At 68.4% G+C, this 12,907-nt stretch carries 10 protein-coding genes; 5 read left to right on the top strand and 5 right to left on the bottom strand.

What is annotated here, in order from left to right:
• The first annotated feature begins 26 nt into the window (after positions 1–26).
• Positions 27–1,322 carry an MFS transporter gene (locus HWX07_RS11040; protein WP_012328115.1) on the top strand — a complete coding sequence of 432 codons (1,296 nt, stop codon included), beginning with the start codon at positions 27–29 and terminating at the stop codon, positions 1,320–1,322.
• Positions 1,323–1,402: 80 nt separating this feature from the next.
• Here the strand turns inward: HWX07_RS11040 and HWX07_RS11035 are convergent, their stop codons facing one another.
• Positions 1,403–3,310, bottom strand: a complete 1,908-nt coding sequence (locus HWX07_RS11035) for a tetratricopeptide repeat protein (protein ID WP_175876328.1) — start codon at positions 3,308–3,310, stop codon at positions 1,403–1,405.
• Between the two features lie 58 nt (positions 3,311–3,368).
• On the opposite strand from HWX07_RS11035, the gene HWX07_RS11030 reads away from it, so the two are divergent.
• A complete protein-coding gene (locus HWX07_RS11030; RefSeq protein WP_175876327.1) occupies positions 3,369–5,015 on the top strand; it encodes an FAD-dependent monooxygenase in 1,647 nt (548 codons plus the stop codon).
• Between the two features lie 8 nt (positions 5,016–5,023).
• Here the strand turns inward: HWX07_RS11030 and HWX07_RS11025 are convergent, their stop codons facing one another.
• Genes HWX07_RS11025 through HWX07_RS11010 form a run of 4 tightly spaced genes read right to left on the bottom strand, consistent with a single transcriptional unit; the run spans position 5,024 to position 10,326 of the window.
• Positions 5,024–5,275: a formate dehydrogenase subunit delta gene (locus HWX07_RS11025; RefSeq protein WP_175876326.1), complete on the bottom strand. Its 252-nt coding sequence runs from the start codon at positions 5,273–5,275 to the stop codon at positions 5,024–5,026.
• Positions 5,276–5,282: 7 nt separating this feature from the next.
• Complete coding sequence (gene fdhF / locus HWX07_RS11020; RefSeq protein WP_175876325.1) at positions 5,283–8,234, bottom strand: formate dehydrogenase subunit alpha; 2,952 nt, start codon at positions 8,232–8,234, stop codon at positions 5,283–5,285.
• Between the two features lie 17 nt (positions 8,235–8,251).
• Complete coding sequence (locus tag HWX07_RS11015) at positions 8,252–9,829, bottom strand: formate dehydrogenase beta subunit (protein ID WP_175876324.1); 1,578 nt, start codon at positions 9,827–9,829, stop codon at positions 8,252–8,254.
• On the bottom strand, positions 9,826–10,326 hold the full coding sequence (locus HWX07_RS11010; protein ID WP_175876323.1) for an NAD(P)H-dependent oxidoreductase subunit E: 501 nt from the start codon (positions 10,324–10,326) through the stop codon (positions 9,826–9,828). Before HWX07_RS11010 ends, HWX07_RS11015 begins: the two co-directional genes overlap by 4 nt.
• Before the next feature lie 130 nt (positions 10,327–10,456).
• Here HWX07_RS11010 and HWX07_RS11005 point away from each other — a divergent pair, with 130 nt between their 5' ends.
• The 3 genes from HWX07_RS11005 (at position 10,457) to HWX07_RS10995 (ending at position 12,643) form a co-directional block, all read left to right on the top strand.
• Positions 10,457–11,563, top strand: a complete 1,107-nt coding sequence (locus HWX07_RS11005; RefSeq protein WP_175876322.1) for a substrate-binding domain-containing protein — start codon at positions 10,457–10,459, stop codon at positions 11,561–11,563.
• 101 nt (positions 11,564–11,664) lie between these two features.
• Positions 11,665–11,934 carry a hypothetical protein gene (locus tag HWX07_RS11000; RefSeq protein WP_011544877.1) on the top strand — a complete coding sequence of 90 codons (270 nt, stop codon included), beginning with the start codon at positions 11,665–11,667 and terminating at the stop codon, positions 11,932–11,934.
• Positions 11,935–12,289: 355 nt separating this feature from the next.
• On the top strand, positions 12,290–12,643 hold the full coding sequence (locus HWX07_RS10995) for a DUF4148 domain-containing protein (protein ID WP_011544878.1): 354 nt from the start codon (positions 12,290–12,292) through the stop codon (positions 12,641–12,643).
• Positions 12,644–12,907: the final 264 nt, after the last annotated feature.

Below are 12,907 nucleotides of genomic sequence, written 5' to 3'. Positions count from 1 at the left end.
GCGCCACCCGAGCTGAGCGAGAAAACATGTCCACAACGTCCCCTGCGATCGCGCAGGAATCGAAAGTCCGCACCGTCTTCCGGGTCGTCAGCGGCAACTTCCTGGAAATGTACGACTTCATGGTCTACGGGTATTACGCGTCGGCCATCGCGAAAACGTACTTTCCGAGCGGTAACGCGTTCGCGTCGCTGATGCTGTCGCTGTCGGTATTCGGCGCGGGTTTCCTGATGCGTCCGGTCGGCGCGATCGTGCTCGGCGCGTACATCGACCATCACGGCCGCCGCAAGGGCCTGATCCTGACGCTCGGGCTGATGGCGATCGGCACGCTCACCGTGGCCGCGATCCCGGGCTATGCGACGATCGGCGTACTCGCGCCGGTGCTCGTGCTGCTCGGCCGGTTGTTGCAGGGCTTCTCGGCGGGCGTCGAGCTCGGCGGCGTGTCGGTCTACCTGTCGGAGATCGCGACGAAGGGCCACAAGGGGTTCTATACGTCGTGGCAGTCGGGCAGCCAGCAAGTGGCCGTCGTGTTCGCCGCGTTCGTCGGTGTCGTGTTGAACCGCACGCTGCCGGTCGAGGAAATGACCGCGTGGGGCTGGCGCATTCCATTCCTGATCGGCTGCCTGATCGTGCCGTTCCTGTTCCTGATTCGCCGGTCGCTGAAGGAGACGGACGAGTTTCTTGCGAAGCGTCACCGTCCGACGATGGGCGAGATCATGCGCTCGATGCTCGACAACTGGGGTGTCGTGGTGGCCGGCATGGGGATGGTGATCATGACGACGGTGTCGTTCTACATGATTACCGCCTATACGCCGACCTTCGGCAAGGAAGTGCTGCACCTGTCGTCGCTCGACGCGCTCGTCGTGACCGTTTGCGTCGGGATCTCGAATCTCGTGTGGTTGCCGCTGTCCGGTGCGCTGTCCGACCGCATCGGCCGCCGCCCGGTGCTGATCGCCTTCACCGTGCTGACGCTGGTGTCGGCTTACCCGGCCGTGCTGTGGCTCGTCGGCGATCCGTCGTTCCTGCGGCTGCTCGCGGTCGAGTTGTGGCTGTCGTTCCTGTACGCGTCGTACAACGGCGCGATGGTCGTCGCGCTGACCGAAGTGATGCCGGCCGACGTGCGTACGGCCGGCTTCTCGCTCGCGTACAGCCTGGCCACGACGATCGGCGGCTTCACGCCGGCGATCTCGACGCTGCTGATCCACCAGACGGGCAACAAGGCGGCGCCGGGGCTGTGGCTGAGCGTGGCCGCGATCTGCGGCCTGATCGCGACGCTCGTGCTGTATCGCACGGCCGATGCGCGCAACCAGTACAAGTCAGCCTGACGGCGGCCGGCATGGTGCGCGGCGGGCCGCGCATCACATCGAAAAGGGAGCGCGATGCGCTCCCTTTTTTTCGCTTGCGGTCATGCGTCGCGCAGCATGTCGGCCACTGAGGCCGCCACGTCGAGCCACGCGCCCGGCGCAGGCTGGCGGGTGATCCTGGCTCGCGGATACCACGGGCAGTCGTCGCCGGTGAACCAGCGCCAGTCGGCCGCGAACGGCAGCATGACCCACAGCGGCTTGCCGAGCGCGCCCGCGAGGTGCGCGACCGCGGTGTCGATCGTGACGACGCCGTCCAGGCGCTCGATCAGCGCGGCCGTATCGGCAAAGTCGTTCAGCCGGCCGTCGAGACGATGCACGCGCGGATGCGCGTCGACGCGCGCCCGTTCGTCGTCGTCGAGGGCGGGCTGCAGCACGATCCAGTCGATGTCCGGCAGTGCGAGGAGTGGCGCGAGCGCGTCGAACGGCATCGAGCGGTTTTCCTGCGCCTGCCGACGCCCCGACCATGCCAGGCCCAACTTGCGCTTCGATTGCCCGCCGAGCGAACCGCGAAAGCGCCGGCGGGCGCCGTCGGGTGCGTCGAGGTAGCGCGAGCCGACGATGTCATCCGGCTGCAGCCCGAGCAGGAACGGCAGGCTCATCAGCGTGCACGCGACGTCCGCGGCAGGCGGCTTCGCGGCGCCCTGCGGGACGAGCGTCACGCGCCAGCGCGACGCGGCCGGCGTCAGCAGCGCGACGAGTTCCGGCTGGACTTCGAGCACGACGCGCGCGCAGCGTGCGCGGGCCAGCGGCACGAAGCGAACGAACTGCAGCGTGTCGCCGAACCCTTGTTCCGCGCGGATCAGCAGCGTGCGCGACGCGATCGGCTCGCCCTGCCAGCGCGGCAGCGCGCCGAGCGGCGTCGCGCCGGGCGTCTCGTGGCGCGCTTCGTAGGCGGGCAGGCCGCGCGTGAAGTCGCGCAGCGTCAGCAGCGTGACCGCACGGTGCAGCCGCGCGAGCGTGAGATCGGGCGCGACCCGCAGCGCCTGGTCGAATGCGCGCAGCGCCATCTCGTGCGCGCCGAGCGCGTGATGCGCGTTGCCGAGATTCAGCCATGCGAGCCCGAACGAAGGATCGAGCCCGACGGCGCGCTCGTAGTAGGGCAGTGCGTCGCGGTGGCGCGCCTGCGCGCAGAGCGCATTCGCGAGCCCGAACAGCGCGAGCGGAAACGGCGGGTGCAGCGCGAGCGCGGCTTCGAATGCCGCGGCTGCCTCGGCATGCCGGCCGACCGCATCGAGTGTGTTGCCGAGATTGAAATGCGCGGCGACGAACCGCGGCTGCGCGGCGATCGCGGCCTGGAAGTGCGCGATCGCATCATCGGCGCGACCCATCGCGCTCAGCGCCATCGCGAGGTTGTTATGCGCGCCCGCATGCCCGGGCCGGAGTTCAAGCGCGCGACCGAACGCGGCGAGCGCATCGTCGTGGCGGCCGAGCGCGTTCAGCGCGTTGCCGAGATTGTTGTGGATCGACGCGTCGTCGGGCGTGAGCCGCAGCGCACGGCCGAAGGCGTCGATCGCATCGTCGTGACGCTGCAGTGCCGCATACGCGTTGCCGAGGTTGTAGTGCGCGAGCGGAAATTCGGGCGCGAGCGTCAGCGCGTTGCGAAAGCGGTCGATCGCTTCGTCGAGCCGGCCGAGCGCTTTCAGCGCGTTGCCGAGATTGAGGTGCAGCGCGGCGTCGTCCGGACGCAGCGCGACGGCGCGGCCGACGAGATCGGCCGCCTCGGCGTGCTGGCCCTGCTGGTGCCGCAGCACGCCGAACAGGTGCAGCGCGTCGGCATCGGCGGGGTTGGAGGCGAGCGCGTTGCGATAACCGTGCTCGGCCTCGGCGAGGCGGCCGGCACGGTGCGCGGCGTACGCCTGGTCGAATGCGGAATCCATGACGCGAAAACTGGCGGAAAGCGCGTATTTTCCCACACCGCGCGGCGGGGCCGCGTATCGGCTGGTTGGCATATGGCCCCGTGACGCGGAGCGGCGTAGACTTGCAGAGTCGCGTGTCATCGAGGTTCTCATGGCTGACACACTGCCTGATATCCCGCCCGTGCTGATCGTCGGCGCGGGGCCCACCGGCCTCGCCGCGGCGATGAGCCTCGCGCGTGCCCGCGTGCCGGTGCGCATCATCGATCGTCTCGTCGCGCCCGCGCCGTTTTCGCGTGCGATCGGCATCCAGGCGCGCACGCTCGAACTGCTGGAGCAGCATCGCGCGGTCGAGCCGTTTCTCGCGCTCGGTCATCGCGCGCATGCGGCCGAGCTGCACGCCGACGGCCGCGTGATCGCACGGCTCGATTTCGATCCGCTGCAAACGCGCTATCCGTATCTGATGTTTCTCGACCAGAGCATCACCGAGCGGCTGCTCGCCGAGCACCTGGCCGGCATGGGCGTGAGCGTCGAACGCGGGACGGCGCTGACCGCCTGCGATGCGGGCGGCACGTCGCTCGACGTGACGCTGCGCCGCGCCGACGGCCGCGACGAGTCGTTCGCCCCGTCATACCTGATTGCCGCCGACGGCGCGCACAGCACTGTCCGGCATCTGCTCGGCCTGGGCTTTGCCGGGCATGCGTTCGAACAGACTTTCCTGCTGGCCGATTTCGCGGCGATACCCGGCTGGCCGGACGAAGAGATTCACCTGTTCACGACACCCGCGGGCATCGCGGGCCTGTTTCCGATGGGAGGCGGCCGTTACCGGCTCGTCGCGGACCGGCCGCCCCGCAGTGACGCGTCGCCCGACGCGCCGGCGCCGTCGCTCGACGAATGCGACGCGATCATCCGCGCTCGCGTCGGCGCATCGATCTCGCCGTGCGATCTCGCGTGGTCGTCCTATTTCCACCTGCACAGCCGGATGGTCGACCGGCTGCGTCACGGCCGCGTGTTCTTCGCGGGCGACGCCGCGCATGTCCACAGCCCGGCCGGCGCACAGGGCATGAACACCGGCATCCAGGAGGCGTTCAACCTGGGCTGGAAGCTCGCCCGCGTCCTTGGGGCAGGCGCGCCCGAGCGGTTGCTCGACACGTATCACGTGGAGCGCCACCCGATCGAGCGCGACGTATTGCGGCAGACCGGTTTCGTCACGCAGGTCGTCGAAGCCGAGCGCGGCGCGATGAAGCTGCTGCGCGATCACGTCGTGCCGCTGCTGGCGTCGTTCGGGCCGATGCGCGACGTGGTCAGGCGCACGGTCAGCGAACTCGGCGTGCAATACCGGAAGAGTCCGCTCACGCTCGAGCGCGTGCTCGACGGCGCCCCGCGCGCGGGCGAGCGGGCGCCCGACGCACTCGTGCACGTGGTCGACGGGCCGCTCGGTCGCGCGCCCGGCACGGCGCGGCTATACGATCTTCACGATCCGGCCTGCTTCACGCTGTTGCTGCTGGAAGAGCCGGTGGATACCGACGCCGGCGAGGTGCCGCCGATCCCGGCCGATGCGCAGGCGCTCGTGCAGGGGCTTGAGCGGATCATGCCGGAAGCGGTGCGCGTGTGGCGCGTCGCCGATGCCGAAGGCGATGGTACGGCGGGGCTCGCGCAGGAATACGGCCGCTCGCGCCCGTCGTTCTATCTGCTGCGGCCCGATGGCTACGTTGCCGCGCGCGGGCGCACGGCGACCGACGCGAACGCGCTGCTGCGCCACTGCGAAAGCTGGTTCGCGGGCATGTCGGTATCCGCGTAGCCGCGCGGTCAGGCGGGCGCCGCGGCCGGGACGAGCGACGCGCGATGCGCGGCGATCGCATCGCGCACGATCGGCGTCGCGCGTTGCCCGGCTTCGCTCGATGGATCGTCGAGCGCGGCAAGCAACGCACGGCGCATCCGTGGCTCCCAGAAGCGCCGGATATGGTCGGCGATCCCGGCCAGCGCTTCGTCGCGATCGGGCATCGATTCGAAGAATGCGCCGATCTGGTTGGCCATGTCGATCAAGTGTTCGTTGTTCATCGCAGTCTCACTTGCCCGTCGTCACGCCGGCCGGCTCAGCGGCGCGGCGCTCGAGCAGCTCGAGCTGCTCCGAGTTGAAGCGCGCATACGCTTGTTGCCAGTCGGACGGTTGCGCAACCGGCATCACCTGAACGGCCGTCACCTTGTATTCCGGGCAGTTCGTCGCCCAGTCGGAGCTTTCCGTCGTGATCACGTTCGCGCCCGATTCTGGGAAGTGGAACGTCGTGTACACGACGCCCGGCTGCATGCGATCGGACACCAGCGCGCGCAACACGGTCTGACCGGCACGCGACTCGATGCCGACCCAGTCGCCGGTGCGGATTCCCCGATCCTCCGCGTCGTGCGGATGGATCTCGAGGCGATCCTCTTCGTGCCACCGGACGTTCTCGGTCCGGCGCGTCTGCGCGCCGACGTTGTATTGCGACAGGATGCGCCCCGTCGTCAGGATCAGCGGATAGCGCTGCGTGACCTTCTCCGGCGTCGGAATGAACTTGGTGATCACGAACCGGCCCTTGCCGCGCACGAACGCGTCGATGTGCATGGTCGGCGTGCCTTCCGGCGCGTGTTCGTTGCACGGCCACTGGATGCTGCCGAGTGCATCGAGCTTCGCGTACGACACGCCCGAGAAGGTCGGCGTGAGCCGGGCGATCTCGTCCATGATTTCCGACGGATGCGTGTAGTGCATGTCGTAGCCGAGCGCCTGCGACAGCAACAGCGTCACTTCCCAGTCCGCGTAGCCCGCGAGCGGCGGCATCACCTTGCGCACGCGCGAGATACGGCGCTCCGCGTTCGTGAACGTGCCGTCCTTCTCGAGGAACGTCGAGCCCGGCAGCAGCACGTGCGCGTATTTCGCGGTTTCGTTCAGGAAGATGTCCTGCACGACGATGCATTCCATCGCCGACAGCGCGGCCGCGACGTGCTGCGTATTCGGGTCCGACTGGACGATGTCCTCGCCCTGGCAGTAGAGCCCCTTGAAGCTGCCGTCGAGCGCCGCGTCGAACATGTTCGGGATGCGCAGCCCAGGCTCCGGCTGCAGCGTAGCCGACCACGCCTGCTCGAACTGCGTGCGCACGACCGCATCGCTGATGTGCCGGTAGCCGGGCAGTTCGTGCGGGAACGAGCCCATGTCGCACGAACCCTGCACGTTGTTCTGGCCGCGCAACGGATTGACGCCGACGCCTTCGCGGCCGACGTTACCGGTCGCCATCGCGAGGTTCGCGATGCCCATCACCGTGGTCGAGCCCTGTGCGTGTTCGGTCACGCCCAGGCCGTAATAGATCGCCGCGTTGCCGCCCGTCGCGTAGAGGCGCGCAGCCTCGCGCACCCGCTCGGCCGGCACGCCCGTCACGTCGGCGGTGGCCTCGGGCGAATTGTCGGCCTGCGCGACGAAGTCGCGCCATTGCTCGAACGCGCGCGTGTCGCAGCGCTCGGCGACGAATGCATCGGCCACCAGCCCTTCGGTGACGATCACGTGCGCCAGCGCATTGACGATCGCGACGTTGGTGCCCGGGCGCAACTGCAGATGATGCGTGGCCTTCACGTGCGGGCCGTCGACGACGTCGATGCGGCGCGGATCGATCACGATCAGCTTCGCGCCTTCGCGTATGCGCCGCTTCAGCCGCGAGCCGAACACCGGATGGCCGTCGGTCGGGTTCGCGCCCATCACGACGATCACGTCGGCCTGCCCGACCGAGGCGAACGTCTGCGTGCCGGCCGATTCGCCGAGCGTCGTCTTCAGACCATAGCCGGTCGGCGAGTGGCACACGCGTGCGCAGGTATCGACGTTGTTGTTGCCGAACGCGGCGCGCACGAGCTTCTGCACGAGATAGGTTTCCTCGTTCGTGCAGCGCGACGACGTGATGCCGCCGATCGAATCGCGGCCGTACTTCTGCTGAAGCTTGCGGAATTGCGTCGCCGCGTAGGTGAGCGCCTCGTCCCAGCTCACTTCGCGCCACGGATCGGTGATCTTCTCGCGGATCATCGGCTTCGTGATGCGGTCCTTGTGCGTCGCGTAGCCCCACGCGAAGCGTCCCTTCACGCACGCGTGGCCTTCGTTCGCGAGGCCGTTCTTGTGCGGTGTCATGCGCACGACCTGCGTGCCCTTCATCTCGGCCTTGAACGAGCAACCGACGCCGCAGTACGCGCAGGTCGTGACGACCGAGTGCTCGGCCTGCCCGAGCTGCACGACGGATTTTTCCTGCAGCGTGGCCGTCGGGCAGGCGGCCACGCACGCGCCGCACGACACGCATTCCGATGCCATGAACGATTCGCTTTCGCCGGCGGCCACGCGCGATTCGAAACCGCGCGCGGCGATCGTCAGCGCGAACGTGCCCTGCGTTTCCTCGCACGCGCGCACGCAGCGGTTGCAGACGATGCATTTCGACGGATCGTACGTGAAGTACGGGTTCGATTCGTCCTTCGTGTCCTTCAGATGATTCGCGCCATCGAAGCCGTAGCGCACTTCGCGCAGGCCGACCACGCCGGCCATGTCCTGCAGCTCGCAGTCGCCGTTGGCCGGGCAGGTGAGGCAGTCGAGCGGGTGGTCGGAGATGTACAGCTCCATCACGTTGCGGCGCAGCGACTGCAGCCGATCCGACTGCGTGCGCACCTTCATGCCGGCTTCGGCGGGCGTCGTGCACGACGCCGGATAGCCGCGCCGGCCTTCGATCTCGACGAGGCACAGCCGGCACGAGCCGAACGGCTCGAGCGAATCGGTCGCGCAGAGCTTCGGGACGTTGACGCCGGCTTCGATCGCCGCGCGCATCACCGACGTGCCGGCCGGCACGGTGACCGGCTGGCCGTCGATTTCGAGCGTGACGTCGGTGTCGGCATGCCGTTGCGGCGTGCCGTAGTCGGTGTCGTCGAACGGATCGAATGCGCGCGCCTGTGCGGCGCTCTTGCACGCGCATTGGCCCGAGCCGCAGCCGCCTTGGCGGACGTTGTTCGTGTCGAGGGACATGCAGGGCTCCTTCTGGGTCAGGCCGCAGCCTTGACCGGGCCCGACGCGGCATCCTTGCCGGCGGCGAGCCCGAAATCTTCGGGGAAATGGTCGAGCGCGGACAGCACCGGGTATGGCGTCATGCCGCCCATCGCGCACAGCGAGCCGGCGAGCATGGTGTCGCACAGGTCGCGCAACAGCGTGACCTGCCGCTCCGACGTGTCGCCGTCGCGAATCCGCGCGATCGTCTCGACGCCGCGCGTCGAGCCGATCCGGCACGGCGTGCACTTGCCGCACGATTCGATCGCGCAGAACTTCATCGCGTATTCGGCCAGCTCGGCGAGATTCGACGTGTCGTCGTGCAGCACGATGCCGCCGTGGCCGACGACCGCGCCGATTGCCGTGTACGCCTCGTAGTCGAGCGGCACGTCCCACTGATGGTCGGGCAGGTAGGTGCCGAGCGGGCCGCCGACCTGCGCGGCGCGTGCCGGCCGGCCGCTGGCCGTGCCGCCGCCGAAGTCGAACAGCAGTTCGCGCAGGGTGACGCCGAACGCGAGCTCGACGAGGCCGCCGTGACGGATGTTGCCTGCCAGCTGGAACGGCAGCGTGCCGCGCGAGCGGCCCATCCCGTAGTCGCGATAGAACGCCGCGCCGCGCGCGAAGATCACGGGCGCCGTCGCGAGCGTGATCACGTTGTTGATCACGGTCGGCTGGCCGAACAGGCCCGCGAGCGCGGGCAGCGGCGGCTTCGCGCGCACGACGCCGCGCTTGCCCTCCAACGATTCGAGCAGCGCCGTTTCCTCGCCGCATACGTACGAGCCCGCGCCTTTCGCGACGTGCAGCTCGAACGCATGCGCGGAGCCGAGCACGTGCTCGCCGAGCCAGCCGGCTTCGCGCGCGCGAACGATCGCGGCTTCGAGCGTCGCGATCGCGTGCGGGTATTCGCTGCGCACGTAGATGTAGCCGACCGTCGCGCCGGTGGCGACGCCCGCGATGATCATCCCTTCGATCAGGCAGTACGGATCGCATTCCATCATCAGGCGGTCGGAGAACGTGCCCGAATCGCCTTCGTCCGCGTTGCAGACGATGTATTTCTGCGCGGCGCGTGCTTGCCGCACGGTACGCCATTTGATGCCGGCCGGGAACGCCGCGCCGCCGCGGCCGCGCAGCCCCGATTCGATCAGCGTTTCGCAGGCGGCGTCGCCATCGAGCGCCAGTGCGTTCTTCAGGCCGGCGAGGCCGCCGTGTTGCAGATAGTCGTCGATCGACAGCGGATCGGTCAGGCCGATCCGCGCGAACGTGAGCCGCTGCTGACGGGCGAGGTAGGGCAACGCGTCGACGAGGCCGACACTGCTCGGATGCGTGCCGCCGTCGAGCCAGTTGGCGTCGAACAGGGTCGGCACGTCGATGGCGGACAGGTTCGCATAGCCGACGCGGCCCGCGGCCGTCCCGACCTCGACGAGCGGCTCCAGCCACAGCAGTCCGCGCGACCCGTTGCGGATCAGTTCGACCGCGACGCCGCGCCGTTCGGCTTCGGCCACGATCGCGGCGGCGAGCGCGTCGGCGCCGAGCGCCAGCGCGGACGAATCGCGCGGAACGTAGATGCGGGTCGTCATGCGGCCTCCGGCGTGTGGGCGACCGCGTCGGCCAGCAGCGCGTCGAACTTCTCCGGCGTGACCTTCGCGTGGAGCACGCCGTTGACCGTCATCGACGGCGATTGCGCGCACAGTCCGAGGCAGTAGACCGATTCGAGCGCGACGGCGTCCGGCGTACCGGCCGCGGCGGCAGCGCCGTGCGCGGCGTCGAACCGGCAGCCGGTGCGGGCTTCAGCATGGGCGGCGAGCGTTTCGCAGCCCATGCTGCGGCACGCTTCGGCGCGACACATCTGGATCGTCACGCGGGCGGGCGGCGTGGTGCGGAAGTGGTGGTAGTAGGTGAGCACGCCGTGCACTTCCGCGCGCGACAGGTTCAGTGCTTTGGCGAGCGGCGCGACGCAGCCCGGCGGCACGTAGCCCGCGTCGTCCTGGATCGCGTGCAGGATCGCGACGAGCGACCGGCCGGCGCACGCATGGCGCTCGACGAGCGCGTCGGGCGCAGGGGAATTCGGGGACATCGTTATGCTCCTCCAAAGTCTCATATGCGCTCGCAATTCATATAGTGCGCAGCGGGACTTCGTTCTGATTGATTTTGACCAACGATAAGCGGAAGATTTCGCGGTCGCAATAGGAAATCGGAGTACATAATTGATTCGGATCGAATGCGACGCGTATCTGACCGTACGCGACACGGAAGGTCGCTCGGCCAGTCTGTCCGATGTCGCTCCGCTGCTGGAACTCGTGGCCGGGACGGGCAGCATCGCGCAGGCCGCGCAAGCCAAGGGGCTGTCGTACCGGCACGCGTGGGGCATGCTCCGCGCGTTGGAATCGTGCATCGGCGGAGAGTTGATCGAAACCGCGCGCGGCAAGGGTTCGACGTTGTCGGCGCTCGGGCAGGCCGTCGTCGATGCGCAGCGTCTGGCACGCAGCCGCCTCGACGGGAACCTGCGCACGCTCGCGGCCGAGGTGGCCAGCGAGTTGAACCGGCGGCTCGCGCAGCGCGACGGCGCCGTGCGCATTCATGCGTCGCATGGTTATGCGGTCGCGACGCTGGTCTCCGCGCTCGTCGATGCGCAGGCGGCCGTCGACATCAAGTATCGCGAGAGCGTCGAGGCCGTGCAGGCGCTCGCGCGCGGCGAATGCGACCTCGCCGGCTTCCATTTGCCGCGCGGCGCGTTTCGCGCGCAGTGCGCGCAAATCTACCGGCCCTGGCTGGACGACACACGCCACGTGCTGATCCACCTGACGCGCCGCCAGCAGGGGTTGTTCGTCCCGCGCGGCAATCCGAAGCAGGTGCGCGGGCTGGCGGATCTGGCGCGCAGCGACATCCGCTTCGTCAATCGCCAGCCGGGGTCGGGCACGCGCATGCTGCTGGATCTCGCGTTGCGCGCGATCGGCATCGATCCGGAGCGTATCGACGGCTATGCGTCGGCCGAACTCACGCATTCGGCGATCGCGGCGTTCGTCGCGAGCGGCATGGCCGATCTCGGTTTCGGCGTCGAGCCGGCCGCCCGTCACTTCGGGCTCGACTTCATCCCGGTCGTCGACGAGGATTATTACTTCGCGTGCGAACGTGCGCGGCTCGATGTGCGGCCGCTCGCCGATGTGCTGGCGCTGCTGCGCGACGCGCGGTTCGTCGAGCGCGTCGCGCATCTCGACGGCTACGATCCGTCTGCGTGCGGCGCGCTGGAACCCATCGCGACGGGGCTTGCCGGCAGCGACGGCACGAGCGTGCCGGACCGCAATTCCCGGTAACGAGGACGCGACCGGACCGCGCTGCAGCAGTGGGGGATTTGCGCTACGCTTGCCGCTTGATCAACGTTCCAACAAGCACGCCGTTCAGGCGTCATCCCGCCATGAAATTTTCCGTTCCCCTTGCCGCGGCAGCGTTGACCGCAGGGCTGCTGGTCGTCGCTTCGCCGCTTGCGTTCGCGCAGAATTCCCCGGGTGTGCCCGGCGGGATCCTGAGCGAACAGTTCCGCCTGAACGAACATCCGCAGATGCCGTTCGCGGCGTCGGCGCCGTCCGAGAAATACCAGAGCGGCAAGAAGTCGGCATTGCGCCGCAAGGGTGACCTGGGCGACCCGAACGGCTGCAACCTGAAGTGCCCGATGGATACCCGGTAACGCGCAGGCGGCGCGTCTGCGCCTGAACGGGCGCGGTCTTCTGCGCAGTGATTTGATCGACTGACAGACGGCTGCGCACGTTCTGCCCCGATCCCGCTTTATTCGAGCCCCGCGAAGCCCGTCGCATCGCGGGGCTCCTGCTTTTCGGCGAGCCTTCTCGCAATGCGGGGACGGACGAAGCGGCCGATCGCCCGCGTTGCCATTCCAACAGGAATCTAGGGTTAACCCGTAAATCAGGAAGGATGTCTTCCTGAAACCTGCCTTATTCTTAAGCATCCACCTACATAAACTTCGGTTTGTCGGCGCTGATCAAGGTGTTCACCGCCGAATCAGACAAATCTGGAGGTAGGTCATCATGAAGTCGCTCGTTCAAGCCGTTGTCGTTGCCGCTGCTCTCGTTGCCCCGGTCGTGTCGTTCGCCCAGTCGGGTTCGACGATCACCCGTGCGCAGGTCCGTGCCGAACTGGTTCAACTCCAGCAGGCCGGTTACAACACCGCCCGCGGCGAAGATCCGCATTATCCGGAAGCGATCCAGGCCGCAACGGCACGCATCGCTGAGCAGCAGCGCAGCGCGCTGGCGCAAGCGCAAGGCGCCGACGCCAGCGGCTACGGTGCGCAGGCACAGGGCGCTTCGGCGTCGGGTTCGCGCGCCATGGGCGTGCGGCCGGCCAGCGCGGAAGAAATGAAGTCGCTGTATCGCGGCAGCTAAGCCGCACGTCGTCTGGTATGGGCGAACACGGGCGCGGCGATGCGTCGTGCCCGACGCCTGCCCCCCCCGGGCCGGCCGCCATTCGGCGCAACCGATGATGGCGCTGGCGCGGCAGAACATCCGTCACCTCCTGCCGCCGCGAGACCGGCGGCATTCCGCCCGGCCCGTCCGGGGCTGGGCGCTTTTTCGGAGGGGATGGGGCGTGTGCGTTTCGCCGGCAACAAAAAACCCCGCGGAGCAAGGCTCGGCGGGGTTTTCTTTGCG

This window comes from Burkholderia sp. BCC0097, from assembly GCF_902832985.1.
GTDB lineage: Bacteria > Pseudomonadota > Gammaproteobacteria > Burkholderiales > Burkholderiaceae > Burkholderia > Burkholderia orbicola.
This window is presented reverse-complemented; position numbering and strand designations above follow the sequence as displayed.

Bases quoted from the DNA above. Each gene is read 5' to 3' on its own strand.
- HWX07_RS11015 (WP_175876324.1), bottom strand. From the start codon at position 9,829: ATGACGACCCGCATCTACGTTCCGCGCGATTCGTCCGCGCTGGCGCTC.
- HWX07_RS10995 (WP_011544878.1), top strand. From the start codon at position 12,290: ATGAAGTCGCTCGTTCAAGCCGTTGTCGTTGCCGCTGCTCTCGTTGCC.
- HWX07_RS11010 (WP_175876323.1), bottom strand. From the start codon at position 10,326: ATGTCCCCGAATTCCCCTGCGCCCGACGCGCTCGTCGAGCGCCATGCG.
- HWX07_RS11030 (WP_175876327.1), top strand. From the start codon at position 3,369: ATGGCTGACACACTGCCTGATATCCCGCCCGTGCTGATCGTCGGCGCG.
- HWX07_RS11025 (WP_175876326.1), bottom strand. From the start codon at position 5,275: ATGAACAACGAACACTTGATCGACATGGCCAACCAGATCGGCGCATTC.
- HWX07_RS11040 (WP_012328115.1), top strand. From the start codon at position 27: ATGTCCACAACGTCCCCTGCGATCGCGCAGGAATCGAAAGTCCGCACC.
- HWX07_RS11035 (WP_175876328.1), bottom strand. From the start codon at position 3,310: ATGCCAACCAGCCGATACGCGGCCCCGCCGCGCGGTGTGGGAAAATAC.
- fdhF (WP_175876325.1), bottom strand. From the start codon at position 8,234: ATGTCCCTCGACACGAACAACGTCCGCCAAGGCGGCTGCGGCTCGGGC.
- HWX07_RS11000 (WP_011544877.1), top strand. From the start codon at position 11,665: ATGAAATTTTCCGTTCCCCTTGCCGCGGCAGCGTTGACCGCAGGGCTG.